The 25,713-nt window shown below is 72.9% G+C and carries 22 protein-coding genes; 7 read left to right on the forward strand and 15 right to left on the reverse strand.

The features are described 5' to 3' along the window. Window positions 1–230: 230 nt before the first annotated feature. Genes QWJ90_RS09525 through QWJ90_RS09540 form a run of 4 tightly spaced genes read right to left on the reverse strand, consistent with a single transcriptional unit; the run spans window position 231 to window position 4,117 of the window. Window positions 231–1,604, reverse strand: a complete 1,374-nt coding sequence (locus QWJ90_RS09525; protein WP_290107531.1) for an FAD-dependent oxidoreductase — start codon at window positions 1,602–1,604, stop codon at window positions 231–233. A 34-nt stretch (window positions 1,605–1,638) separates the two neighbouring features. Beyond that, window positions 1,639–2,700 carry a polyprenyl synthetase family protein gene (locus QWJ90_RS09530; RefSeq protein ID WP_290107532.1) on the reverse strand — a complete coding sequence of 354 codons (1,062 nt, stop codon included), beginning with the start codon at window positions 2,698–2,700 and terminating at the stop codon, window positions 1,639–1,641. A gap of 46 nt (window positions 2,701–2,746) precedes the next feature. Further along, window positions 2,747–3,523, reverse strand: a complete 777-nt coding sequence (locus QWJ90_RS09535) for a class I SAM-dependent methyltransferase (protein WP_290107534.1) — start codon at window positions 3,521–3,523, stop codon at window positions 2,747–2,749. Between the two features lie 48 nt (window positions 3,524–3,571). Then, window positions 3,572–4,117, reverse strand: a complete 546-nt coding sequence (locus tag QWJ90_RS09540; protein WP_290107535.1) for a DUF402 domain-containing protein — start codon at window positions 4,115–4,117, stop codon at window positions 3,572–3,574. Window positions 4,118–4,175: 58 nt separating this feature from the next. On the opposite strand from QWJ90_RS09540, the gene QWJ90_RS09545 reads away from it, so the two are divergent. Further along, window positions 4,176–5,432 carry an isochorismate synthase gene (locus QWJ90_RS09545; RefSeq protein WP_290107536.1) on the forward strand — a complete coding sequence of 419 codons (1,257 nt, stop codon included), beginning with the start codon at window positions 4,176–4,178 and terminating at the stop codon, window positions 5,430–5,432. Between the two features lie 27 nt (window positions 5,433–5,459). On the opposite strand, the gene QWJ90_RS09550 is transcribed toward QWJ90_RS09545, so the two are convergent. The 5 genes from QWJ90_RS09550 to QWJ90_RS09570 all read right to left on the reverse strand — a co-directional run bounded on the left by QWJ90_RS09550 (window position 5,460) and on the right by QWJ90_RS09570 (window position 11,067). After that, window positions 5,460–6,710 (reverse strand): FAD-binding protein, encoded by a 1,251-nt coding sequence (locus tag QWJ90_RS09550; RefSeq protein ID WP_290107538.1) that lies wholly within the window; start codon window positions 6,708–6,710, stop codon window positions 5,460–5,462. A gap of 51 nt (window positions 6,711–6,761) precedes the next feature. Further along, the gene (locus QWJ90_RS09555) at window positions 6,762–7,907 is read right to left on the reverse strand and encodes a glycerate kinase (protein WP_290107539.1); all 1,146 of its coding nucleotides are present in this window, start codon (window positions 7,905–7,907) and stop codon (window positions 6,762–6,764) included. Between the two features lie 71 nt (window positions 7,908–7,978). Beyond that, window positions 7,979–8,848, reverse strand: a complete 870-nt coding sequence (locus QWJ90_RS09560; protein WP_290107540.1) for a polyphosphate kinase 2 family protein — start codon at window positions 8,846–8,848, stop codon at window positions 7,979–7,981. 91 nt (window positions 8,849–8,939) lie between these two features. Beyond that, window positions 8,940–10,625: a 2-succinyl-5-enolpyruvyl-6-hydroxy-3-cyclohexene-1-carboxylic-acid synthase gene (menD, locus tag QWJ90_RS09565; protein ID WP_290107541.1), complete on the reverse strand. Its 1,686-nt coding sequence runs from the start codon at window positions 10,623–10,625 to the stop codon at window positions 8,940–8,942. A 1-nt stretch (window position 10,626) separates the two neighbouring features. Then, entirely contained in the window at window positions 10,627–11,067 is a 441-nt protein-coding gene (locus QWJ90_RS09570; protein WP_290107542.1) for a PLD nuclease N-terminal domain-containing protein, read from the reverse strand. Between the two features lie 110 nt (window positions 11,068–11,177). On the opposite strand from QWJ90_RS09570, the gene QWJ90_RS09575 reads away from it, so the two are divergent. After that, window positions 11,178–11,459, forward strand: coding sequence for a DUF4229 domain-containing protein (locus QWJ90_RS09575; RefSeq protein WP_290107543.1), 282 nt, complete (start codon window positions 11,178–11,180; stop codon window positions 11,457–11,459). A gap of 566 nt (window positions 11,460–12,025) precedes the next feature. On the opposite strand, the gene QWJ90_RS09580 is transcribed toward QWJ90_RS09575, so the two are convergent. Genes QWJ90_RS09580 through QWJ90_RS09595 form a run of 4 tightly spaced genes read right to left on the reverse strand, consistent with a single transcriptional unit; the run spans window position 12,026 to window position 15,919 of the window. Then, complete coding sequence (locus QWJ90_RS09580; RefSeq protein ID WP_290107544.1) at window positions 12,026–12,979, reverse strand: 1,4-dihydroxy-2-naphthoate polyprenyltransferase; 954 nt, start codon at window positions 12,977–12,979, stop codon at window positions 12,026–12,028. 51 nt (window positions 12,980–13,030) lie between these two features. Continuing rightward, window positions 13,031–14,155 carry an AMP-binding protein gene (locus tag QWJ90_RS09585; RefSeq protein ID WP_290107545.1) on the reverse strand — a complete coding sequence of 375 codons (1,125 nt, stop codon included), beginning with the start codon at window positions 14,153–14,155 and terminating at the stop codon, window positions 13,031–13,033. A gap of 28 nt (window positions 14,156–14,183) precedes the next feature. Then, complete coding sequence (locus tag QWJ90_RS09590; RefSeq protein ID WP_290107546.1) at window positions 14,184–15,092, reverse strand: 1,4-dihydroxy-2-naphthoyl-CoA synthase; 909 nt, start codon at window positions 15,090–15,092, stop codon at window positions 14,184–14,186. Window positions 15,093–15,115: 23 nt separating this feature from the next. Beyond that, window positions 15,116–15,919, reverse strand: coding sequence for an LLM class F420-dependent oxidoreductase (locus QWJ90_RS09595; RefSeq protein ID WP_290107547.1), 804 nt, complete (start codon window positions 15,917–15,919; stop codon window positions 15,116–15,118). Between the two features lie 112 nt (window positions 15,920–16,031). On the opposite strand from QWJ90_RS09595, the gene QWJ90_RS09600 reads away from it, so the two are divergent. Then, a complete protein-coding gene (locus tag QWJ90_RS09600; protein WP_290107548.1) occupies window positions 16,032–17,045 on the forward strand; it encodes an o-succinylbenzoate synthase in 1,014 nt (337 codons plus the stop codon). A 7-nt stretch (window positions 17,046–17,052) separates the two neighbouring features. On the opposite strand, the gene QWJ90_RS09605 is transcribed toward QWJ90_RS09600, so the two are convergent. Continuing rightward, window positions 17,053–17,688 carry a TetR/AcrR family transcriptional regulator gene (locus QWJ90_RS09605; protein ID WP_290107550.1) on the reverse strand — a complete coding sequence of 212 codons (636 nt, stop codon included), beginning with the start codon at window positions 17,686–17,688 and terminating at the stop codon, window positions 17,053–17,055. A 151-nt stretch (window positions 17,689–17,839) separates the two neighbouring features. On the opposite strand from QWJ90_RS09605, the gene QWJ90_RS09610 reads away from it, so the two are divergent. From QWJ90_RS09610 to QWJ90_RS09625, 4 genes are all read left to right on the forward strand, one after another. Further along, window positions 17,840–20,602, forward strand: a complete 2,763-nt coding sequence (locus QWJ90_RS09610; protein ID WP_290107551.1) for an MMPL family transporter — start codon at window positions 17,840–17,842, stop codon at window positions 20,600–20,602. Beyond that, on the forward strand, window positions 20,599–23,175 hold the full coding sequence (locus QWJ90_RS09615) for a YhgE/Pip domain-containing protein (RefSeq protein ID WP_290107552.1): 2,577 nt from the start codon (window positions 20,599–20,601) through the stop codon (window positions 23,173–23,175). Before QWJ90_RS09610 ends, QWJ90_RS09615 begins: the two co-directional genes overlap by 4 nt. A gap of 74 nt (window positions 23,176–23,249) precedes the next feature. Further along, on the forward strand, window positions 23,250–23,693 hold the full coding sequence (locus QWJ90_RS09620) for a YdeI/OmpD-associated family protein (protein WP_290107553.1): 444 nt from the start codon (window positions 23,250–23,252) through the stop codon (window positions 23,691–23,693). A 103-nt stretch (window positions 23,694–23,796) separates the two neighbouring features. Then, a complete protein-coding gene (locus QWJ90_RS09625) occupies window positions 23,797–24,606 on the forward strand; it encodes an arginase family protein (protein WP_290107554.1) in 810 nt (269 codons plus the stop codon). A 64-nt stretch (window positions 24,607–24,670) separates the two neighbouring features. Here QWJ90_RS09625 and QWJ90_RS09630 read toward each other — a convergent pair whose 3' ends face one another. Then, window positions 24,671–25,669, reverse strand: coding sequence for a LacI family DNA-binding transcriptional regulator (locus tag QWJ90_RS09630; protein WP_290107555.1), 999 nt, complete (start codon window positions 25,667–25,669; stop codon window positions 24,671–24,673). Window positions 25,670–25,713: the final 44 nt, after the last annotated feature.

The following is a 25,713-nucleotide window of genomic DNA, read 5'->3' on the forward strand; positions in this document are numbered from 1 at the left end:
CGCAGTCTCGACCCCGCTCCGCAGGGCCCTACCGCCCGAACGCTCTGAAACCGCGCGCCGCGCACGCAGTCTGAGAGCGAGGGCGCAGGCTCGGAGCGCCGGCGCTGTCTCGGCGCCCCTATCCGGAGCGACGGTGCAGATTCGGAGCATCCGCGCAGTCTCGGCACCCCGCGGGGCACGCCCCAGCGCCACGCGCGGTGCCGGAGCCCCGACGCGCTGCGCTCCCCGGACTACTCCCCGCGGGAGATGCGCACCATCTCGTCGCGGGGCACGACCTTCACACGCGCGCGGCCCTGCGGCTGGCCGAGGGCGACCTCGTGCTCATCCAGGCGGTGCCAGCCGGCGAGGTCGGTCCAGGCGACGCCGCGCTCCGCGAGGAGGTCCGGGATGGCCTCGTCCGACGAGTCCTCGGGCTGCCACCAGGAGCCCTGGTCGTTGACGATGTGCTGCACGGTCTCCATCGCGTCGGACTTCGTGTGCCCGATGAGCCCGACGGGTCCGCGCTTGATCCAGCCGGTGGCGTACAGGCCGGGGAAGCGCTCGTTCGACTCCTCGTGCAGCACCTGGCCCTCGTGGTTGGGGATGACGCCGTGCTTCTCATCGAACGGCACGCCGGGAAGCGGCGAGCCGAAATAGCCGACGGCGCGATAGAGCTGCCCCATCGGCACCTCACGCAGCTCGCCGGTTCCGACCACGCCGCCCTCGCCATCCGGCCGGGTGCGCTCGTAGACGAGCGCGGCGACGCGGCCCTCGGCGTCGGTCTTCACCTCGACCGGCTTCGCCCAGAAGTGCAGGTGCAGACGGCGCGAGGCGGTGCCGCCCGCTTTGTTGACGCTCGGGCGCGTGCGCCACTGCTGCAGCACGCGGTCGATGACCTTGACCTGCTTGTTCGACGCGATCGCGGCCTTCGAGGCCTCGTCGTAGTCGAAGTCCTCGTCGTACACGACCATGTCGACGTCGCGCAGCTCGCCGAGCTCGCGGAGCTCCAGCGGGGTGAACTTCACCTGAGCCGGCCCGCGGCGGCCGAACACGTGCACGTCGGTGATGGGCGAGGCGTCGAGGATCTCGTGGACGTTCTGCGGGATCTCCGTCGGCAGCAGATCCTCGGCGTGCTTGGCGAGGATGCGCGAGACATCGAGCGCGACGTTGCCGTTGCCGATGACGCCCACCGACGAGCTCGTGAGCGGCCACGTGCGCGGCACGTCGGGATGGCCGTCGAACCAGCTCACGAAGTCGGCCGCGCCGAACGAGCCGTCGGCGTCGATGCCGGGGATCGCGAGATCGGCGTCGCGGATGGCGCCGGTGGCGAAGAGCACGGCGTTGTAGTGGCGCTTGAGGTCGTCGAGCGTGATGTCCTCGCCGAAGCGGACGTTGCCGAAGATGCGGATGTCGCCGCGGTCGAGCACCTCGCGGAGAGCGCCGATGACGCCCTTGATCCGCGGATGGTCGGGAGCCACGCCATAGCGGACGAGGCCGTAGGGCGCGGGGAGCTGCTCGAAGAGGTCGATCGACACGTCGAAGCTGCGCTCGGTCTTCAGCAGGATGTCGGCCGCGTAGATGCCGGCGGGGCCTGCGCCCACGATCGCCAGACGGAGCTTGGTCATTTCGGTCCCTTCGTTCGCACCGCGGGTGCGGGCGTCAGCTGGATCGGATGGCGAGGCTCTCGGCGAAGCGCGTGAGCGCCTCGCGCACGGTGCCGCGCGGGAGCACGTCGAGCGCGTCGACCGCGTCGCGCGTCCACTTCAGCGACAGCTCGCGCGTCGCCTCGGTCACGTCGTGGTCGCGCAGCTCGGTGAGCGGTCCGTCGAGGATGGCCGGGTCCGCCCCGTCGGCGATGCGCGCGACGCCCTCGTCGATGCGAGCGAGAAGCGCACGCGACTCGTCGTCTTCACGACGCGCGAGCAGCAGGTACGGCATGGTGGGAACGCCCGCGCGCAGATCGGTGCCGGGCACCTTGCCGGTGTCGGCGGGGCTCGCGGACAGATCGATCACGTCGTCGGCCAGCTGGAACGCGACGCCGACCTTCTCGCCGTAGACGCGCAGCGGCTCGGTGTACTTCTCGTCGGCGTCGGAGAAGAACGCGCCTGCCTGAGCGGCCGCCGCGATCAGCGATCCGGTCTTGTCGGCGAGCACCTGGATGTAGAACTCGATGGGGTCGTCGCCCGGCTGCGCGCCCACGGTCTCGTGCATCTGGCCGAGCACGAGGCGCTCGAAGGTCTCCGACTGCAAGCGCATGGCCTCGTCGCCGTTCCGCGACATGATGACGCTCGCGCGCGAGAGCAGGAGGTCGCCGGTGAGGATGGCGACGCTGTTGCCCCACACCTGGTGAGCGGCCTGCACGCCACGGCGGCGGTCCGCGCCGTCCATGACGTCGTCGTGGTACAGCGACCCCAGGTGCATGAGCTCGAGCGCCTTCGCGGCGTCGACGACGCGCTGGTTCGCGCCGCTTCCCAGTTGGGCGGTGAGGAGCACGAGCATGGGGCGCACGCGCTTGCCGCCGGCCTCGTACAGGTAGCGGCTGGTGGCGTCGACGAGCGGGTCCGCGGCCTTCAGCTCGACCGCCAGTTCGCTCTCCACCTGCTCGAGCCCCTGCTCGATCTTCGCGGCCAGGCGCCGCGCGAGGGGACCGGCGAAGACGCGGTCACTCAGACCGAAACGGCTCGCCAGTTGCGAACCCGGCGCAGTGGGGCTCGGAGTCACCCGTCAAGCCTACCTGTCGCGGCCGGGGCGACGGTCATGGATGCCTCTAGGCCGAGGCATCTTCCGCCGGGGCATCCGCCGCCGACGCGCCCTGGCCATCCGAGGGCTTGACGGCGTGATGCAGCGCGACGATGCCGAAGGTCAGGTTGCGGTACCGCACGTCGGTCCAGCCGGCGTCGCGGATCCACGCCGCCAGCGTCGTCTGGTCCGGCCAGTGGCGGATGGACTCGTTGAGGTAGTCGTACGCCTCGCCGTTCGAGCCGATCACCCGCGCGACGCGGGGCAGCACGCGGTCGTTGTAGAACCGGTAGAGCCCGCGGAACCGGCGGTCGGGCGGAGTGGAGAACTCGTTGACGACGAGTCGGCCACCGGGCTTCGTCACGCGGAAGAGCTCGGCGAGCGCCTTCTTCGGCCGCTCGACGTTGCGGAGTCCGTACGACATGGTGACCGCGTCGAACTCGCCGTCGGCGAACGGCAGGTCGGTCGCGTCGGCCTGCACGAACGAGAGGTTGCGGAGCGTCCCGTGGCGCCGACGCCCCTCGGCGAGCATGCCGGGCGAGAAGTCGGCGGCGACGACCTCGGCGCCACTGCGCGCGAGCGACGCGGACGACGAGGCGGTGCCGGCGGCGAGATCGAGGATCCGCTCCCCCGGCTGCGGCGCCACCGCGCGGGTCGTCGCCGCACGCCACAGCGCGTCATTGCCGAACGTCATCGCCACGTTGGTGATGTCATAGCGGGCGGCGACCTGGTCGAACATCCCCGCGACGCGGGCGGGGTCCTTGCCGAGGTCGGCGCGATTGGGTTCCTGCGGTGCGGCGCTCACGCCGCGAGTCTACGCGCGGCGCGCATGACGAGCTCTGGCGCGGCCCCGTCAGGTGAGTTCGAGATCCGCGAGGACGGCGAACCAGCGATGGGCGGTGGCGTCGTCGAAGGGCGCGACGTCTTCGCGCACCTCGCGCTCGAGCACGGCGGTGACGGCCTCGATGCTCTCCTGCACATCCGCGGGATAGCCGTACTGCGCGCGATGCTCGTCCCACTCGTCGCGGTCGTCGATGTAGAGGCCGCGCTCGTCGAGACGGTGCACGACGTCGAGGTCCATGTCGATGGCGGTCGGCTCGCCACGGCCATCCCACTTCGCCTCCCACGCGAGGTCGATGTAGACCCGCGTCGGCGACGGGAGCGCGTTGCGCGTGAGCGTCCACATCTCCGACCCGGCCGGCAGGAGCACGACGCAGGCCGCGTCCAGCGTGACGTCGCGTCCGGGACGGAAGCTCCGCCATCCGGGCAGCTGACCGAACCAGTCGCCCCACTCGTCCGCCCCGAGGTAGACGCACTCGTGCACCCAGTGGGGGGAGCCGTCCCACTTGCGCCAGCGGAACAGCAGTCGGGTGCCCACAGCGGGACGATCGGAGGTCATCCTGCCGAGTCTAGGCGCGCACGACCCGCGCCCAGCGGGACTCCCTAGGCTGGAAGTCGTGCCCGACCCGCTCTCCCTCCCGCGCCTGCGCGCCGTCACGCGCCCGATCCCCGCCCCCGAGGACCCGCTGCTGTTCGCCTCCGCAGACGATCCGCTCGTCTGGCTGCGCCGCGGCGACGGAATGGTCGCGGCCGGTGCCGAGGTGCTGCGGATCGACGTCGGCGAAGACGGTCGTCTCGACGCGATCGCGGACCTCTGGCGGGCGATCGCCTCGGCCACCGATGTCGACGACACCGTCGGACTGCCTGGCACCGGTCTCGTCGGCTTCGGCGCGTTCGCGTTCGACGACGCCTCCGCCGCGCCCAGCACGCTCATCGTGCCGAGCATCGTCATCGGGCGCCGCGGCGGCCGGGGGTGGGTCACCCGCATCGGCCGACTGGATGGCCCCGCTCCGGTCGATCCGGAGGCGCACGGCTACGGACCGCACTGGTCTGCCACCCTCGGCCCCGGCGAGCTGAACCCCGCCGCGCACGTCGAGGCCGTGGCGGACGCGCTCGCGGCGATCGGGGCGGGCGAGGTGGAGAAGGTCGTCGTCGCACGCGACATCGCCGGCACGCTTCCCGCGGACGCCGACCTGAGGCGCCTTGTGCGCGCCCTCGCGGAGGGCTACCCCGACACGTGGGCGTACGCGGTCGACGGCATCGTCGGCGCGAGCCCGGAGACGCTCGTCACCGTCTCCGGCGGCACCGTCACCGCACGGGTGCTCGCCGGCACCCGCGCGCGCGGCGCGAACGCCGACGAGGACACCGCGATCACCGCCGAGCTCGCCACCACCCCCAAAGACCTCGACGAGCACCGCTACGCCGTGCAGAGCGTGCTCGCCGCGCTCGAGCCGCACACCTCCGCGCTCGTGGCGGCCGAGCAGCCGTTCACGCTCAAGCTGCCGAACGTCTGGCATCTCGCGACGGATGTCGAGGGCACGCTGGCGAACGGCGACTCCGCTCTCGACATGGTGCGGTCGCTCCACCCGACCGCGGCGGTCGCCGGCACCCCCACGCCCGCCGCGCTCGCGGCCATCCGCCGCATCGAGCCGTTCGACCGCGGCCGCTATGCGGGACCGGTCGGCTGGGTGGACGGGAACGGCGACGGCGAGTGGGCGATCGCCCTCCGTTGCGCGCAGATCGGCCCCGCCGAGGGCGCGCACCGCGCGGTCACCGCACACGCCGGCGGCGGCATCGTCGCGGGCAGTCAGCCCGAGGCCGAGCTGCTCGAGACGCGCGTGAAGTTCCGCCCGATCGTCGACGCGCTGGCGTAGATCACCGTTCCAGCTCGCTCCGCCCGCTCAGCGTCCGGAGGCGGTCAGCACCCGGTCGAGGAACGGATTGCGCATCTTGCCCGCGGGATCCCAGCGGCCGGCCAGTTCCGCGAAGTCGCCCAGCCGCGGCCAGACCGCGGCGAGCACGCGCGGGTCGAGGCGAGTGAGCTTGCCCCAGTGGGGGCGCGCCCCGAACGGCTCGAGCGCCTGCTCCAGGATCGCGACGGCGACCTCGACCTCGCTCTGCCGCGGCAGCCAGGTGAAGTGCAGGCCCACGGTGTCCTGCTCGTAGGCAGGGCTCAGCCACAGCCCGTCCGCTCGCATCGAGCGGATCTCCATCACCTGCACGAGCGGAGCGAACTGCTCAGCGAGCCCTCGCACCACGCGGAGCGCGTCGACCGCGTACGCGCGGGGCACGAGCATCTCCGACTGCAGCTCGTCGCCGTTCGACGGCGTGTGGCTGAGCTTGAAGTGCGCGAGGCGATCGAGCCACGCGCCTGCCTCGCCGCGCTGCGGCGTGGTGGCCTCCGGCGTGACACCGGCGAGCATGTGCACCTGCTCGGACGCCTCCGCGATGCCGACCGGCAGCCGCGGTGCCTCGTCGCCGCGCGCCTTCGTCCACACCTGGTCGACCATGTCGGGGTCGTCCCAGCGATGGAAGAGGCTCACGCTGTAGGCGGCGCCCATGATCGCGTCGAACTCGGCGAGCGCGACCTCGAGCGGCAGCTTCTCGTACACACGCTGGCGGATGGCGAAGGTCGGCTCGATGTCGAGCGTCACCTCGGTCACGACCCCGAGCGCGCCGAGTGAGACCACCGCCCCGTCGAAGTCCGCGTCGCCGCGCCGCAGCTCGCGCACCTCGCCGGCGGGCGTGACGAGCTGGAGCCCGACGACGGCGGACGACAGCGTGCCGACCGCGTCGCCGGAGCCGTGAGTGCCCGTGGCGATCGCCCCGGCGATGGAGATGTGCGGCAGCGAGGCGAGATTCGCCAGCGCCCACCCCTCCGCCTCCAGGGCCGGGGCGAGCTCGCCGTACCGCATGCCGCCGCCGACCGTGACCGTGCGCGCCTCGGTGTCGATGCGCGGCGCGGTGATGAGGCGGGCGGTGGACAGCAGCGTGTCGTCGGTGTCGGCGATGAGGTTGAACGAGTGCGCGGACCCCAGCGCCCGCACGCGCGTCGCACTCGCCAGCATCTCCCGCACCTCGTCGACGCTCGCGGGCGTCTCGACCCGCTCTGCGCCGAAGCGCACGTTCCCCGCCCAGTTGGCCAGTGCCATCCGCTTCTCCCTCATCGCCGTCGACCAGCCTTCAGTATCGTGCGTGCGATGTCAGAACGCCGCGGCGAGCGCGGCCCCGGCCGCACGCAGGTGGGTCGCGGGGTCCGCGATGGCGGCCTCGGCGGAGCCCGCGAGCTCGGTGAGCGAGAGCGCGTGGGCCACGGCGGAGGTGTCGGCGGCGATGCGCCCCGCGACGATCGCGACCTGCGCGCCGGCGGCGTCGGCGAGCTCGGCGACATGCGCGGGCGCCTTGCCGGAGGCGGACTGGCCGTCGTACGACCCCTCGCCGGTGATGACGAGGTCAGCACCCTCGAGCGCGGCACTCAGACCGGTGAGCTCGGCCACGCGCATCGCGCCCGGCACGATCTCGGCGCCCCACACGAGCAGCCCGTAGCCCGCGCCGCCCGCGGCTCCGGCACCGGGCGCCTCGGGGTCGGCGACACGGGCCAGCGACGAGGCGACGGTGTCGCCGCCCAGGCCCTTCAGCACCTCCGCCAGTCGCGCGAGCCCCGCATCGGCTCGGGCGACGCCCGCCTCGTCCAGCCCCTTCTGCGGGCCGAAGACAGCGGCCGCGCCGCGCCCGCCGAGGAGGGGGTTCGTGACGTCGCACAGCACCTGCACGCCGCGCTCGGGCAGCGGGCGCAGGCGCGAGAGGTCGACCTTCGCGACGTCGTCGAGCCCCGATGCTCCGGGCGCGATGGAGGTGTCGTACGCGTCGGTGAAGCGCGCGCCGAGGGCGGTGAGGAGGCCGACGCCGCCGTCGGTGGAGGCACTCGATCCGATCCCCAGGATGAGCTGCGAGACGCCGGCGGTGAGTGCGGCGGCGATCGCCTGGCCGAAGCCGACGGTCGAGGCCTCCCACGGGCGACGCGCGTCGCCGAGCAGCTCGATTCCCGAGGTCGAGGCCAGCTCGACCACGCCGATCCCACCCGGGGCGTCCTCGGTCGCGGGCAGCCGCAGCCAGCTCGCGTCCACCGCGAATCCGGTCGGACCCGTCACCCGCACGGGAACGCGCACCGCGCCCTCGACCGCCTCCGCGAACGCCGCCAGCGTGCCCTCGCCGCCGTCGGCCATCGGGCGCGCGACGATCTCGTCGTCGGGGCGCACGCTCCGCCATCCCTCGGCGAGCGCGGCGGCGACGTCGGCCGCCGCGATCGTGCCCTTGAAGCTGTCCGGTGCGATCACGATGCGAGCCATGCGTCCATCCTCCCGCATCTCGAGGCGCCCTCCACCCCCGGCCCAGGCCATCCGGCCCGGGGCCATGCGGCTCAGCCCATGGTGGCGCGCAGACGCTTCTTCTCGGCCGCCACGTCGAAGTCCGCGGCTGGCCACTGCGGGTCGATGGCCTCGAGGGTCTCCAGGAGGAGCTCCTGCACCGCGAGCCGCGCGAACCACTTCCGATTCGCCGGCACCACGTACCAGGGTGCGGCCTCGGTCGACGTGCGGTCGAAGACCGCCTGGTACGCCTCCTGGTAGGCGGGCCACTGCGCGCGCTCGTCGACGTCGCCCGGGTTGTACTTCCAGTGCTTGTCGGGGCGCTCGAGGCGCTCCATGAGGCGCTCGCCCTGCTCGTCGTAGGAGATGTGCAGCATGACCTTGACGATGCGGGTGCCCTGCTCGACGAGCTGCGCCTCGAACTCGTTGATCGCGTCGTACCGGCGCTCGATCTCCTTCGGCGAGGCGAGCTCGCGCACACGCGCGATGAGCACGTCCTCGTAGTGCGAGCGGTCGAAGACGCCGATGTAGCCCGCGCGCGGCACACGCTTCTCGATGCGCCAGAGGAAGTCGTGCGCGAGCTCGGTGGGCGTCGGCGCTTTGAACGCGGCGAGCTCGATGCCCTGCGGGTCCACGCCGCCCATGACGTGCCGCACGATGCCGCCCTTCCCCGCCGAATCCATCGCCTGCAGCACGAGCAGCACGCGATCGGCCGCATCTCCGCCGTGGCTAGCCGCGTAGAGCCGCTCCTGGTACTCCGCCAGCTGCGCGAGGCCCGCAGCGAGGTCGACCGCGCCATCCTTCTTGTCGCCCGTGTAGCCGGGCGTCGCTCGCGGGTCGAGATCTGGGAGCCGGAACCCCTCCCCTGCGCGCAGCGCCGTCAGCGCGTCATCCGTCCACTTCACCTGGCTCTTCGCGGTCATGGCCCCATCCTGCCGCGGGCACGGCCGACGACACCAGGGCGGATGGCCGGGGCCGGCCTCCCGAAGACCCTGTCCGTCGCGGACCGCGCGCTCAGCGGGCGAGCGGAACCTCGATGATCTGCCGCCGGCCGACCGTCGAGGTGAGCGCCTGATCGAGAGCCCCGCGGGTCGTGACGCGGTGGTGCTCCCATCCGTACGCCATGGCGAGCTGCTCGATCCGCACGGACTGCGGCGTGTACTGCACGCGCGACATGTCCTCCGTCGACGCGGCGCCGGCGACCTCCAGCCCGTCGAAGATGGTGCCGCCGCGGTCGTTGCCCACGACGATCTGCACGCGCGGCTCGTCCTCGATGTCGGGCAGGAGCAGCGCCCCCACGTCGTGGAGGAAGGTCAGGTCGCCCAGCAGCACCCGCGTCACCCCCGCGCGCGCCGCGCCCTGGCTCGCGAGCGCGACGCCCATGGCAGTGGCGACGGTGCCGTCGATGCCGGCGAGGCCGCGGTTGGCGTGCACGGGCACCTTCTTGCCCGGCAGCAGCGCATCGGCGACCCGCACGAGGCGCGAAGAGCCGAAGACCAGCCGGTCGTGGGGCCAGGTCGCCGACCACACCGCGGCCACCAGTTGCGCGCGGTCGAGCGGACGCCGCACCGCCTCGAGCTCTGCACGCACCGCCTCGCCGCGCTGACGCGGATCGTCCGACTGCAGGCCCTCGATGTCGGGCGCGGGCGGCGCGAGGTCGGGCAGGTGCGCCTGCGAGAACCGCAGCCAGGCCGCGCGCCAGTCGTCGTCGCCCGGGCCGTCCGCCACTTCGACGCCCCACACGGCGCGGCTCGCGCCGTTGAGGTTCAGCTCCTCGCCGCCGCGACGCACCGCCACGACCTCCACCGAGGGGTCCGACAGGAGCGCAGACACCTCACGGCTGAGTGTGGGGTGGCCGAGCACGATCGCGCGCTCCACGCGGCCGCCGAGCTCCGGCTCGCGCAGCGCCTCCCGATAGCCGTGCACGACGTTGCGTCCGAAGCGAGCGCCGCTCACGATCTCCGCGATCAGCGGCCATCCGCCCTCGTGCGCGATCTGCTCGGCCGCGGGGCCGGCATCCGCGCCGGCGACGACGACCGTGCGCGGTCCGCGCGGGATGGTCGTGGCCGGGCGGGAGGGGGCGGGCGCGTCCTGCGCGGGAGCGACAGCGTGCTCCACGGCAGGCATGGCCCCGGCGAGCGGCTCCCGGTAGGGCAGGTTGAGGTGCACGGGGCCGGCGGGCGCCTCCCCGGCCGCCCCGACCGCGCGGGCGAACGCGGACGACGCGAGCTCGGCCATCCGCTCGCCCTCGCACGCGGCGCCTGCGGGCGTCTCGGCGTCCACGGAGAAGCGGGTGATCGCGTCGAACAGGCCCGGCTGGCGCATGGTCTGGTTCGCGCCGATGCCGCGCAGCTCGGGGGGCCGGTCGGCGGTGAGGAGCAGCAGGGGGACGCCGGAGTGATGCGCCTCGAGCGCGGCGGGCAGGAGGTTCGCGACGGCCGTGCCCGATGTGCAGATGACCGCCGCCGGAACGCCGAGCTCCCGCCCGATGCCGACCGCCGTGAAGCCCGCCACACGCTCGTCGATGCGCACGTGCAGGCGGATGCGACCCTCGCGCTCGAGGCGGGCCGCGGCGAGCGCGAGCGCCTGGGAGCGCGAGCCCGGGCTCACGATGACATGGGTGACGCCCTGCGCGACGAGTTCCGACAGCAGCGCCCACGCGGCCTGCGAGGCCGGCGACGCGATCGCCTGGTCCGTCATGTCAGCCGCGCGAGCCGGATGGGTCTCGGCCGTCGCCCTCGCGCTCGTCGTCGGAGCGCCCGTCGTCCTCGGGCTTCGGCTTCGGCTCGGGGCTCCGCTTGGACTCGGGGTTGCGCTTGGACTCGTCCTCGTCGTCGAGCTTGGCGAGCTCCTCCTCGAGCTGGCGGATGCGCTCGTCCTGATCCGGGAACGCGCCGAGCGTTCCCAGGAAGGTCGGATCGTCGTCGGGCGCGACGGGCCCGCGACGCTGGGCGTCGGGCCGAGTGCGGCCGATCGCGAACCAGAGGATGCCCCCGATGACGGGGATGAGGACCACGATGACCAGCCACGTGTTCTTCGAGACGCCGCGGTGGCGGGCCGGCGACTGCACCGCGCAGTCGACGATGCTGAAGACCCAGAACACGACGGCGGCGACCGCTAGGAGGATGAGAGCGCGGGCCATCTCCTCATCCTAGGCGTCGGCGGCGCGCGCGGCCTGGGCGCCGCCGGAACGCGTGCGCCCAGCAGGCGCCGCCCCGGGTGCGCTCAGGCTGCCGCTTCTAGGATGGAGGGATGAACATCCGCTCTGTCGTCGTCTACTCGGTGCTGCGTCTGCTGGCGTTCCTCGTGCCGTTCGGCGTGCTGATGATCTTCCCGGTGTTCCAGCAGCTCTGGTGGCTCGCGGCCCTCTTCGCGGCGCTGATCGGGCTGAGCCTGTCGATCCTCCTGCTGCGGCGCCCGCTGGAAGAGGTCTCGACCGGGCTGTACGAACGCCGTCAGGGCAAGCGGGTGCGCCGCCCCTCCGGCCGCGAGCTCGACGCAGAAGCCGAGGACGCCGTCACCCGCGAGGACTGACCCGCGCTTCGTCGCGTCCCGCAGGGCTCCCGCCTCGCGCCAGGCACCCATGTCTCACTCCGGGCGGCCACCCACCCCGGATAACCGCGGCAAGTGAGACACGCCCACCCGCGCCAGACACCCATGTCTCACTCCCCGCGGCCACCCACCCCGGATAACCGCGGCAAGTGAGACACGCCCACCCGCGCCAGACACCCATGTCTCACTCCGGGCGGCCACCCACCCCCGATAACCGCGGCGAGTGAGACACGCCCACTCGCGCCAGACACCCATGTCTCACTCCGGGCGGCCACCCACCCCCGATAACCGCGGCAAGTGAGACACGCCCACTCGCGCCAGACACCCATGTCTCACTCCGGGCGGCCACCCACCCCCGATAACCGCGGCAAGTGAGACACGCCCACCCGCGCCAGACACCCATGTCTCACTCCGGGCGGCCACCCACCCCCGATAACCGCGGCAAGTGAGACACGCCCACCCGCGCCAGGCACCCATGTCTCACTCCGGGCGGCCACTCACTCCGGATAACCGCGGCAAGTGAGACACGCCCCTGAGGACTGACCGCGTCAGCCGATGAAGGCCCAGGCGAGGAACACCGCGTAGGCCAGCGACGCGAGCGACGTCAGCGCCAGTGCGAGGATGAGCTCGCGCGCGGTCTGATACGTCCACACGATGACGACGGCGGGGCCCGCGGCGAGCAGCGCCAGGAGCGCCAGCCATGCGGGCGGGTAGAAGAACGCCAGGTACGCGGCGATCGCGAACGCGAGGACGACGAGCACCGTGAAGAGCACCTGCGTCGTGCGGCGTCCGATGAGGACCGTGAGCGTGCGCTTGCCCACCTTGCGGTCCTGGTCGATGTCGCGCAGGTTGTTGGCGAGCAACACAGCGCACGCGAAGAAGCCGGACGCGACCGCCCCGAACCACGCCTCCTGCGGCAGGGCGAGCGCCTGCACCCAGGTCGTGCCGAGAGTCGCCACGAGGCCGAAGAAGACGAAGACGAACACCTCGCCGAGCGCGTTGTACCCGTAGGGTCGCTTGCCGCCGGTGTAGAACCACGCGGCGACGATGCAGAGCGCGCCGACGACGAGCATCCACCACTGCTGCGTGCGGATGACGATCGCGAGCCCCGCGAGGGCAGCGACCCCGAAGAACATCAGCGCGACGATGAGGACCGACTTCGGCGTCACCCGCTTCGAGGCGGTGAGTCGGGCAGGACCCACGCGGTGATCATCAGTGCCGCGCACGCCATCCGAGTAGTCGTTGGCGAAGTTCACGCCGATCTGCAGCGCCACCGCGACCACGAGGCACGCGAGCGCGATGACCCAGTGGAACTCGTCGCCGACGAGCACCGCGGCGCCCGTGCCGATGAGGATCGGGGTGAGGGCGAGCGGCAGGGTGCGCAGCCGTGCTGCGCCGACCCAGTCCCCGAAGGTCACCGGCTTCGACACCGGCGCCGCCGTCGCGCTGCGCTTGGCCGGGTTGCCGCTGACGTTCTTCCTGCGATTCTTCGGCTGTGCCACGGAGTCCGATCCTACGACCCTGCGCTGTGCGGACGGCGGAAGTCGTCCGCCTCAGCGCACCAGCCCGTGGATGGCTCGCCGGTCGGGCTTGCCCGACGTCAGCCGCGGCAGCGCGTCGACGAAGACGAGCGCGGATGGCCGTGCCGGCTTCCCGAGGGCGGCCTCCACGGCGTCGCGCACCTCCGCGAGCTCCGGCGCATCCCCCGCGCGCGCGGCGACCACGACCGGCGTCTCCCCCCAGCGCTCGTCCGGCGCCCCGACGACCACGGCCTCCGCGAGCCCCGGCAGCTCGCGTACGATCCGCTCCACGCGGTCGAGCGACACGTTCACGCCGCCGGACACGATGACGTTGTCGATCCGCCCGGTGACCGACACCCGGCCATCCGTCACCGCGCCCGCGTCGCCCGTCCGGTACCAGCGCACGCCGTCGCCATCCGTTGCGAACGCGCGCGCGGTGAGCTCGGAGTCGCCGACGTATTCCTCCGCGAGCATGGGGCCGGCGATCCGCAGCTCGCCATCGAACTCGGCGACTCTCACGCCGTCGAGGGGCAGCCCGTCGTACACGCACCCGCCGCTCGTCTCCGTCGAGCCATAGGTGCGGACGATCCGCGCGCCCAGCTCGCTCGCACGCTCGTGCAACGCCGCAGGCAGCGCCTGCCCGCCGACGAGGATGGCCTCGAACGACGCGAGCGCGCGGCGCACCTCGGCATCCTCCGCGGCGTCGACGAGGGTCTGCAGCTGCGCGGGCACGAGCGAGGTGTACGTCGGCACCCGCACTCCCCCGCGCGACGAGCGCATGCCCGAGACGACATGTGCGAACGCCGCGGCGGAGAAGCGGCCGGAGAGGATGGCCGGCTCCGTCCCCTCCACGAGCCCGCGCACCAGCACCTGGATGCCGGCGATGTACGTCGCCGACAGCGGCAGCAGCCACTGCCCTGCGCCGATCCGCGCGCTCGTCGCCATGGCGCTCGCGGTGAGCGCGTGCCGCGACAGCCGCACGCTCTTCGGCACTCCCGTCGACCCCGATGTCGTGAGGACGACCGCGGTTCCGGGCGGCACATCCGCCGGCAGCTCGCGCGCCTGCCCGACGGCGATCGCAGGCCCCGCGCCGAGCGCGCGCCGCAGCGCCCGGAGCAGGTCACGCGGCTGGTCGCCCTCGAACCGCTCGAGCCTCATCGCGGCGCTCCGGCCGGGCGCATTCCCGTCAGAAGTGCCACGGGAACGGCGACCAGTCCGGGTCGCGCTTCTCGAGGAACGAGTCGCGCCCCTCGACGGCCTCGTCCGTCCCATACGCGAGCCGCGTCGCCTCGCCGGCGAACAGCTGCTGCCCCACGAGCCCGTCGTCGACGGCGTTGAAGGCGTACTTCAGCATGCGGATGGCCGTGGGCGACTTCCCGAGGATGGTGCGGGCCATCGCGATCGCCTCCCGCTCGAGCTCGGGGTGCGGCACGACGCGATTCACCGCTCCCATCTCGTACGCGCGCTGGGCGGAGTAGGTCTCGGCGAGGAAGAAGATCTCACGGGCGAACTTCTGCCCGATCTGGCGGGCGAAGTACGCGGAGCCGTAGCCGGCGTCGAACGAGCCGACGTCGGCGTCGGTCTGCTTGAACTTCGCGTCCTCCGACGCGATCGACAGGTCGCACACGACGTTGAGCGAGTGCCCGCCGCCGGCGGCCCATCCCGGCACGACCGCGATGACGACCTTCGGCATGAAGCGGATGAGACGCTGCACCTCGAGGATGTGCAGGCGCCCGGCCCGCGCGGAGTCGGTGACCGCACCGTCCTCTTCGGAGTACTTGTAGCCATCCCGCCCGCGGATGCGCTGATCCCCGCCCGAGCAGAACGCCCAGCCGCCGTCCTTCGGGCTCGGGCCGTTGCCGGTGAGCAGCACCACGCCGATCCGGGGGTCGGTGCGGGCGATGTCGAGCGCGCGGTACAGCTCGTCGACCGTCGCCGGACGGAACGCGTTGCGCACCTCGGGCCGGTCGATGGCGACGCGCGCGATGCGCCCGTCCTTCGACACGTGGGCGGTGATGTCGCGATACCCCTCGGAACCGGGCGCGGCATCCCACTCGGACGGGTCGAACAGCTCGGATACGAAGGCGTCGCTCACGATTCCAGCCTATTCCCGCAGCGTCAACGGCCGTTCCGCGCGTCACGCCAGGCGAGCCAGCGTCGCACCTCGTCGAAGTCGAGCTCGGGGCCGGTGATGCCGAGCGTGAACAGGCGCACGCCCTGCTCGAAGAGGGCGTCGGCGCGGGCCTCGTCGCGCTGCTTCAGCTCGTTGGAGATCACGAGCCCCGACAGGTCGCGCTCCTCCTTCTCCCCCCACGCCGCGAGCACGTCGAGCTTGCGCGCGAGCTCCTCGCCCTCCGTGAAGGAGTGCCAGATGTCGGCGTGCCGGGCGACGAGCCTCAGCGTCTTCTGCTCGCCCTTGCCGCCGATCATCACGGGGATGCGGCGCGTCGGCGCGGGGTTCAGCACGTCCCACCGGCGCTCGATGCGGCCGAGCCCCTCGGCGAGCGCCCTGAGCCGCGACCCCGGGGTGCCGAACTCGTACCCGTACTCGTCGTAGTCGCGCTCGAACCATCCGGCGCCGGTGCCGAAGATGAAGCGTCCGGTGTCGCCGCCCTTCGCGGAGATGTGGTCGACCGTCCGCGCCATGTCGGCTTGGAGGTCGGCGTTCCGGTACGAGTTGCAGTTCACGAGGCATCCGAACTCGACGCGCTCGGTCTGCTCCGCCCACGCCGCGAGCATCGTCCACGCCTCGAAGTGCAGCCCGTCGGGCTCGCCGGAGAGCGGGAAGAAGTGGTCCCAGTTGAACAGGATGTCCACGCCCATGTCCTCGAGCCGGCTCACGGCGTCGCGGATGGTGGCATAGGTCGAGTGCTGGGGCGCGATCTGCACGCCGAGGCGCACGGGGGTGTCGAGAAGCGGCATGCCGCCAGCCTAGGGTCGAGCGGATGGCCGGGGCCGCGTCCAGACGAGAGCGAGCGGATGGCCGGGGCCCCGGTTCCGCGCGCCGCGCGCGCGGGAGAGGCAGGATGGTCGCATGACCGCTCCGCTGCCCGCCCTCGACGAGATCCTCGCGTCGACGCGCATCGTCTCCCTCCCCCTCGCCACGCGGTTCCGCGGGGTCGCCCTTCGGGAGGCGGCCCTGTTCGAGGGTCCCGAGGGCTGGGCGGAGTTCTCGCCGTTCCTCGAATACGACGACGCGGAGGCGTCGACGTGGCTCGCGTCGGCCATCGACTTCGCGTTCAATCCGCAGCCCGCCGCGCATCGCGACAGCATCCCCGTGAACGCGACCGTACCGGCGGTGACCGCCGACCGCGTGCCGGAGATCCTCGCCCGTTACGACGGCTGCCGCACCGCCAAGGTCAAGGTCGCCGAAGCCGGCCAGGGCCTGGATGACGACATCGCCCGCGTCCGCGCCGTGCGCGAGGCGATGGGCATCGAGGCCCGCGTCCGCGTCGACGCCAACGGCGGGTGGAACGTGGACGAAGCCGAGCGCGCTCTCCACGCGCTGTCGGAGTTCGATCTCGAGTACGCCGAGCAGCCGTGCGCGAGCGTCGAGGAGCTGGCGGAGATCCGGCGCCGCCTGCGCGACTGGGACATCCCGATCGCCGCCGACGAGAGCGTCCGGAAGGCCGCCGATCCGCTGCGCGTCGCGCGCGCGGGCGCCGCGGACATCCTCATCGTCAAGGCGCAGCCGCTCGGCGGCACTCGCCGCGCGCTCGACATCGTGCAGGCGGCGGGGCTCCCCGCCGTCGTCTCCAGCGCGCTCGACACCTCGATCGGCCTCGCACAGGGCGCCGCGCTCGCGGCCGCGCTCCCCGTCCTCGAGTTCGACTGCGGCCTCGGAACCGCGGCCCTCCTCGCGGCGGACGTCGCCGAACCGCGCCGCGTGCCGCAGGGCGGGGCCATCCCCGTCACGCGCGTCGAGCCCGTGCCCGACCTCCTCGACGCGCACGCGGCATCCGACGAGCGCGCCGCATGGTGGCGCGAGCGCCTCTCGCGCTGCTACTCCGCGCTCGTGCGCCCATCGGTCGCCGACGCGCTGCTCTAGGGGGCGCTCAGCCCCGCTCCAGGACGAGCTGCACGACGCGGCCCACCTCGACGCTGCGGATCTCGCGCGCGGCCTCGCCCTCGAGTCCCGCGATCGCGACGCGGCGCGAGACCTCCGACCACACCGCGAGGATGATGCTCGCGGCCTCGGGGGCGGGCAGTCGCAGCGCGAGCCCCTCCGCCTCCACGATCTCCTCGACGAGCTGCACGACCTCGGCGACGATGTCGTCGAGCTGTGCCGCATAGGCGGCGGCGAACTCGGGATCGCGCATCGCGTGGATCTCGATCTCGTGCATGAGAAGCGTGGTGACGCGGTCGTCGTCCATGACGTCGAGGACTCGGATGATCGCGGCCGCGTTCTCCGCCTCCGCGCCCAGACCCGCGCCGATGTCCATCTCCGCGACGCGCACACGCACCGCCGCCACGCGCTCCTGCGCGACCGCCTTGGCGAGCTCGAGGAACATCTCGTCCTTCGACGCGAAGTTCGAGTAGAACGCGCCGCGCGTGAAGCCCGCGCGCTCGCAGATCCGCTCCACGGACGCCTCGCCGAGGCCCACCTCGGCGAACACGGCCGCGGCCGCCTCGAGCAGGCGCGCACGCGTGTTCTCGCGACTGCGCGTGGTCGCGCGCACCTGGTCCGCCACGTCGGCGCTCCTCCCGGCGGGCACCTCCCGCGTCGTTCACCATCTCACACGGCAGACCCAGCCTCGGCACCGCGCTCATCGACTACGATACACATCTGTATCGGATACAGCGCTGTATCGAACCCCGTCCGCCATCTCCCGGAGGCGCCTCGTGTCCACCCTGCTGTACTCGCTCGGCCGCTGGTCCTACCGCCACCCCTGGCGCGTGCTGGGTTCGTGGCTGATCATCCTGCTCGTGATGGGCGGCGCGGCGCTCGGGCTCAACAAGGGCTTCGACAACAGCTTCTCCATTCCGGGCACGGAGGCCCAGGAGGGTCTCGAGCAGCTGAGCCGCACGTTCCCGCAGGTCTCCGGCACCGCCGCGCAGTTCATCGTCGTCGCCGCCGACGGCGACGACATCGAGGACGAGGCCTACCGCGGCCCGATCGAGGACAAGGTCGACGAGCTCGTCGACTTCCCCGGCGTCGAGGGATCGACCTCCCCCTACGACGAGATGGTGACAGGGCTCCTCTCCGACGACGGCACGGCCGCCATCGTGCAGGCCCAGTTCTCCGGCTCGAGCTCGGAGATCAGCGACGAGACGAAGGACGACTTCGCCGCCGCCGTCGACGAGCTGCGTGACGAGCTGCCGGAGGGCGCTCAGGTCGCGCTCGGCGGCGACCTCTACGCCACCGAGCTCCCCACCGTCACGATCACGGAGGCCGTCGGCGTCGTCATCGCCCTCCTCGTGCTCATCGTCACGTTCCGCTCGTTCGTGCTCGCGGGCCTGCCGCTCGGCGTCGCCCTGCTCGGTGTCGGCGTCTCGATGCTGGGCATCGTCGCGGCGACCTCGGTCGCCACGGTCTCGGCGACGACCCCGCTGCTCGCGCTCATGCTCGGCCTCGCGGTGGGCATCGACTACGCGCTCTTCATCGCCGCGCGACATCAGGATCAGGTGCGCGAGGGGGTGGATCCGGAGGAGTCCGCGGCGCGTGCGACGGGCACAGCGGGCTCCGCCGTGACGTTCGCCGGCGCCACCGTGCTCATCGCCCTCATCGGCCTGAGCTTCGCCGGCATCCCGTTCCTCACCACCATGGGCATCGCCGCGGCGGTCGCCGTGGCCATCGCGGTGCTCATCGCCGTCACGCTCACCCCGGCGTTCCTCGGCTTCGTGAAGGGGCGCGCGGTCGGGCGCGTGCGCCGTCCGAAGAAGACGTCGGATGCCCGTGCCGCGGTTCGCGAGAACGGCTTCGCCGCGCGCTGGGTGCGCGGCGTCACGCGTCATCCCCTCGTCACGACGATCGCCGTGGCCGTCGGACTCGGCGTCGTCGCCATCCCCTCGGCCCAGCTCGGTCTGGCTCTCCCCAACGCCGGCGTCCTGCCCGCCGACAGCGAAGCGCGCCAGAGCTACGACCTCGTCGGAGAGCACTTCGGCGAGGGCTTCAACGGCCCGCTCATCCTCACCGGCACGATCGTCACGTCCGATGACCCGCTCGGGCTGATGGAGGACATCGGCGACGAGGTCGAGAAGATCGACGGCGTCGCGGAGGTGGCGCTTGCCGTTCCCAACGAGACCGCCGACACCGGCATCGTCCAGATCGTGCCCGAGGCGGGGCCATCCGACCCCGCGACGAGCGAGCTCGTGCGCGAGCTGCGCGCGCACCACGACGAGTGGCTCGACGAGTACGACATCGATCTCAAGGTCACCGGCTTCACGGCCGTGGCCATCGACATCTCCGACCGCCTCGGCGCGGCCCTGCTGCCGTTCGGCATCTTCGTCGTCGGCCTGTCGTTCGTGCTCCTCATGATCGTGTTCCGGTCGATCTGGGTGCCGCTCAAGGCCACGCTCGGCTACCTCCTGTCGATCCTCGCCGCTTTCGGCGTGGTGAGCGCGGTGTTCGAGTGGGGCTGGGGCGCCGACCTGCTGCACGTGGCCAAGACCGGCCCCGTCATCGCGTTCATGCCGATCGTCGTCATGGGCGTGCTCTTCGGTCTGGCGATGGACTACGAGGTGTTCCTCGTCTCGCGGATGCGCGAGGACTTCGTCCACACCGCGCGTCGCCTCGGCCGCACCGACGAGGTCGCCGTGGGCGCCGTCCGCTCGGGCTTCACCGCCTCCTCGCGCGTGGTCACCGCGGCGGCCATCATCATGTTCGCGGTGTTCGCCGCGTTCGTGCCGGAGGGCGACAGCAGCATCAAGCCGATCGCGCTCGCGCTGGCCGTCGGCATCGCGGTGGACGCGTTCCTCATCCGGATGACGCTCGTTCCCGCCGTGATGACCCTGCTCGGCCGCCACGCCTGGTGGATGCCGGCATGGCTCGAGCGCGTGCTCCCCCACTTCGACATCGAGGGCGAAGCCGTCGAGCGCGAGCGCGAGCTCGCGGACTGGCCGGAGCCCGGCTCGACCGCGGCCGTCGCCGCGGAGGGCGTCGTCATCGCCGAGGGTGACGAGGAGGTCGCATCCGACGTGAGCCTCCGCGCGGACCCGGGCGACGCGCTCGTCGTGACCTCCCCCGATCCGCGCCGCACGCGCGCGGTGCTCCTCGCCGTGGCCGGGCGCATCCCGATCGCGGATGGCCGACTGCGGGTCGCGGGGCACCTCCTGCCGGGGCGGGGGGCGTGGGTCCGCACCCACGTCGGCGTCGCGCTGTTCGACAGCGGCGACGACCCCGTCGCGACCCTCCGCGAGGCGCTCTCCGGTGGCACGCGGCTGGTCGTCCTCGACGCCCTCGACGCGCTGGCACCCGCCGCGGTCGACCGGGTCGCCGAGCTCCTCCGGGCGGCGCGCGACGCCGACCCGGCCAACCCGCTCACCGTCGTCGCATCCGCGCACGACGCGCAGCGCGCTCGCGTGCTCCTCGCCTCCGCGGGCTTCCGCGTGCGCGAGACCACTGCCATCCTCAGCCCCTCCGAGATCCTCGAGGTGACCGCATGACCCGCTTCCGCACATCCGTCGAACGCGCCGAGTCGCGAGGGCGCGTGACGTGGCTGAGCTTCCTCGGCGTGCTGCTGCTGCCCGCCGTCGTGGGCGGTGTGCTCGTCGCGTCGCTCGAGAATCCGACCGACCAGCTCGAGAACATGAGCGCCGCGATCGTGAACGACGACGACGGCACCGAGATCGACGGCCAGACCGTGCCGCTCGGCCGCCAGCTCGCCGCCGGTCTCGTCGAGGGCTCCGACGACCTCGACAGCAACCTCGACTGGGTGCTCTCCAACGAGGACGACGCGGCCGAGGGCATCGCCGACGGCACCTACCAGGCCGTCATCACCATCCCGGAGGACTTCTCGGCCGCCGCGATGTCGTCGGCGAAGTCGCTCTCGGGCGAGGATTCCGACCCCGAGCAGGCGAAGATCGAGGTCACCACCGCGCCCGACGCGCGCATCGTCGACGGCGCGATCGCGTCACAGGTGGCGCAGGTCGCGGCCTCCACGCTCGGCTCCACGCTGTCGGAGTCGACGCTCGAGAACGTCTTCATCGGCTACACCACGCTCGGCGAGCAGCTGGGCGACGCCGCCGACGGCGCCACGCAGCTCGCCGACGGCGCCACGCAGGCGCAGGATGGCGCCGTGCAGCTCTCCGACGGGGCCGCCCAGCTCGCCGACGGCATCGGCCAGTTCGGCGAGGGCGCGGGCCAGCTGGCCGACGGCGCGGGCGAACTCGCGGGCGGCGCGACGGACGCGAGCGCGGGCGCCAGCCAGCTGGCAGATGGCGCGCACCAGCTCGCCGACGGCGCTGCGGGCCTGCAGTCGGGCGCGGCGCAGCTGACGGACGGGGCCGGGGCGCTCGCCACCGGCGCCGATCAGCTCGCGACCGGCGCGGGTCAGGCCGCGGACGGCGCCTCCGCCCTCGCAGACGGCGCGCGACAGAGCGCCGATGGCGCCTCCTCGCTCGCGGACGGAGCCGGTCAGCTCGCCACCGGCGCCACCGGCCTGTCCGACGGCGCTTCGCAGCTCTCGACCGGCGTCTCCGCGCTGGCCGACGGCATCCGCCAGTCGCAGACCGGCGCGGCCGAGCTGCAGTCGCAGCTCGCCGCCGGCGCCGACCAGCTCGTGGAGCAGGGCCTCGTCCCCGCCGAGCTCACCGCCGCCGCGGACGGCAGCGCGCAGGCGACCGCGGGCGTCGCGCAGGGCCTCGCCGCCCTCAGCGAGCAGTGCGGCGCGTCGGGCGCCGCACCCGAGTTCTGCGCGGGCGTCGCGGCCCTCGTCGACCCGGCGACGCAGGCGCAGGCCGCCGCGGCCGGCACGGCGGAGGGGCTCGCGGGTCTCGCCGCCCAGGCCCCCGAGCAGATCGCGGGCCAGCTGCGCGCGGCATCCGACGGCGCCGGCCAGCTCGCGGGCGGACTCACCCAGCTCGCCGACGGCGCCGACCAGTCCGCCACCGGCGCCTCGAGCCTCGCCGACGGCGCCGGCGAGCTCGCCACCGGTGCGACGGGCGTCTCCGACGGCGCGAACCAGCTCGCGGCCGGCGTCGGCCAGCTCGCCGGCGGTGCCGATGACCTGTCGTCCGGTGTCGTCGCCCTCGCCGACGGGGCGAACAGCCTCTCCGGCGGCGCGGCCCAGCTCTCGGGCGGCACCGCGCAGGTGGCGGACGGCGCGGGTCAGCTCGCCGACGGAGCCGGCACGCTCGCGACGGGCACCGACGACCTCGCCACCGGCATCGCGGCGCTTGCGGGCGGCGCCACCCAGCTGTCCACCGGCGCCCAGCAGCTCGCTTCGGGTGCCGGTCCCCTCGGCGACGGCGCGACGGAGCTCGCGACCGGTGCGGGCGATCTGGGCGACGGCATCGGCGAGCTCGCGGACGGCGCCAACACGCTCGGCGAGGGCCTCGGCACCGCGGTCGACCAGCTGCCGTCGTTCACCGACGGCGAGGCGAGCTCCCTCGCCTCGGTGGTGGCCGCTCCCGTCGACGCGGACACCGATCTGAACCTCTTCGGCACATCGGCCATCCCGCTGCTCGCGGCGGTCGTGCTCTGGTTCGGCAGCCTCGCCACCTTCGTGGCGCTGCGCTCGGTGACGAGCCGCGCGCTGACGTCGCGCCGCGCGTCGGCCCTGCTGGCGGGCGGGACGCTGCTGCCGGCCGCGCTCATCGGCGCCCTGCAGGGCGTGATCATGGCGGTCGTCGTCGAGATCGCAACGGGGTACGAGGCGCCGACCTTCTGGGCGTTCCTCGGCATCAGCGCCCTCGCGGGCGTCGGGTTCGCCGCCGTGAATCAGGCGCTCGTCGCCGTGTTCGGCGGCGCCGGGCGCTGGATCTCCGCCGTTGTGGGCGCCCTCTCGATCGCCACGGGCATCGTCTCGACGACGCCCGGCGTGCTCGCCGACATCGCCGCCGTGCTGCCGACGGCGCCCGCGTACCGTGCGCTGCTCTCGGTCGTGACCGACGCGGGGGGCGCCGGTGGCGCGATCGCGGGCCTCCTCATCTGGGGAGTGCTCGGGTTCATCGCCACGACGCTCGCCGTCACCGCCCGACGGACGATCTCCGTGAAGGACGCGCTGAAGACCGCCTGATCCCGCACCATCCGGCGCCCGGTCTCCTGTGGGAGGGCGGGCGCCGTGTCGTCCGGCCCGCCTACACTCGCCCCATGACCGCCATCCGTCTGCGCACCGTCATCGAGAAGACCGGTCCCGCGGCGGCGATCCTCCTCGATGACGAGCAGGTCGCCGCCCTCGGCTCCGCGAAGAACCCGCCCGTCGTCGTGACCGTCGGCGGCAGGAGCGCCCGGTTGCGCATCGCGCGCATGGGCGGGCGCAACATGCTCGGGCTCAGCAAGGCCGCTCGCGCCGAGCTCGACATCGAGATCGGCGACGAGGTCGACGTCGAGATCGACCTCGACACGGCCAAGCGCGAGGTCGAGGTGCCGGAGGTGCTGGCCGTCGCCCTCACCGCGGACCCGACGGCGCGAGCGGCGTACGAGGCGCTGTCGTACACGCGGCAGAAGGAGATCGCGCGCTCCATCGCGGAGGCGAAGCAGGACGCCACCCGCGACCGGCGCCTCGAGAAGGCCCTCGCCGACCTGCACGGCTGACGCTCTCGCCGCCTTTCCGCCCCACGACCATCCGCCCCGACGGAGCCGATTGCCGTCCGACCGTCGGCACCCGCCAGGATGGCAGGCGACGGAGGGAACGAACATGGAGCACTCGCTGATCGTCTCGCAGGGGCGGGTCGCCGATCGAACGGGCGGAGCGCTCGTCGGCGCCCGCCTCGCCGGGGACGCGCTTTCGGCTCTGCTGGGGGTGGACGCGCAAGTGGTGGGCGCGCCGTCCGCACCGGTCGAGGACGACTGGACGGAGAGCCTGCCCGCCGCGGTCGGCACCCTGCGCGAGCTGCGGTCGGCGCTCTCGGCGGGACTGGATGCCGGGACGGTCCCGGTGCTGGCGACCAACACGTGCGCCGCGAGCCTCGCCACGCTGCCGGAGGTCGCGGCCCGCTACCCCGACGCCGTGGTGCTGTGGATTGATGCGCACGGGGACTTCAACACCCCCGACACCACGGGCTCGGGGTACCTCGGGGGGATGGTCCTGGCCGCCGCCTGCGGACTGTGGGACAGCGGTCACGGGGCCGGCCTCGACCCGACCCGCGTCGCGATCGTCGGCGCGCGAGACATCGATCCCGCCGAGCGCGAGCTGCTGGACAGTGCGGGAGTGCGCACACTCTCCCCCGCCGCGAGTACCCCCGACGCGGTGCGCGAGTTCGTCGGCGATCGCCCGGTGTGGATCCACGTGGACTGGGACGTCCTCGAGCCGGGCTACATCCCGGCCGCCTACCGAGTGCCCGATGGTCTGCTGCCGCACCAGGTCGCCGCGATCTTCGCAGCTCTCCCCGCCGACGCCGTGCGCGGGGTGGAGCTGGCGGAGTTCGAAGCGGGCGAGCCCGACATCCCCGAGCACCTGAGCATCGAGCTCATCCTCGAGGCGTTTCAGCACCTCATCCGGACCTGAGGAGTGGCCGCGCGAGCTGAGCGGATGGCTGGTCCACCCTCGAGCGGGCCTACGGCTCGGGTGCTCATTCGCGGGGAGCCGGTCCGCTCGTCCGGCGCACGATCAGCTCAGGGGTCTCCCGGTGCTCGACGACCGGCGCGTCCGGTTCGTCGATCCGACCGATCAGCGCGTCGAGCGCTGCGCAAGCGAGGCGGACGGGATCGTGGCGCACGGTCGTCAGCTGTGTGTACGGCAGGCGCGCGACGGAGCTGTCGTCGAAGCCGACCACGGAGACCTCCTCGGGCACCGTGACGCCCGCGGCCACGAGCGTGGCGAGCACGCCAGAAGCGCACCGGTCGTTGGCGCCGATGATCGCCGTCGGTCGAGATTCCCGAGCGAGAAGCGCCTCCGCCGCCCGAGCGCCGGCCGTCTCCGTGTAGGCGGCTTCCACGACGTCGGCCTCGAGCGCGTGACAGCGCATCGCGCGCTGGTACTGCCTCCGGCGGGACTCGGCGTTCGGTCCAGAGCCGCCGGTCACGTGGGCGATGCGGCGATGACCCAGGTGGACGAGGTGATCTACGAGGAGCCGAATGCCGACGGCATTGTCGGCGCGGACATCGTCCACCGGTCCGTCACTGCGTGGGCCACCGAGCTGGACGACCGGGATGCGGTCGGGCAGACTGTCGATGCGCGCCCCGCCGCCGTCGGCAGCGAGCACCACGAGCCCTTCGATGCGCTGTCCGAGCAGCTCCGGGATCACATCGCGGTGCGATCGCGCCGGGGTCAGCGGCCCCAGGACCAGCGAGAAGCCGCGCTCCGCGGCGCCCGTGAGCAGCGCCTCGACGAGATCCACCTCGAACGGCTCGTGCATGGTGAACATGACGCCGAGCTGAAAGCTCCGGTTGCCGCGCAGCACTCGCGCTGAGGAGTCGGGGTAGTACCCCATCTCCGCTGCGGCGTCACGCACGCGTCGGCGCGTCTCCGCACTGGCGCCGGGCAGATCGCGCAGGACGAGGGACACGAGCTGGCGTGAGACGCCGACGCGATCGGCGACATCCTTCATCGTCGGTCGCTGTTCGGGCACGATTCATCGTTGCATGCGGGGACACAGCCCTGGAGATTCGGACA

The sequence above is a fragment of the Microbacterium oryzae genome (assembly GCF_030406385.1).
Taxonomy (GTDB): Bacteria; Actinomycetota; Actinomycetes; order Actinomycetales; family Microbacteriaceae; genus Microbacterium; species Microbacterium oryzae_A.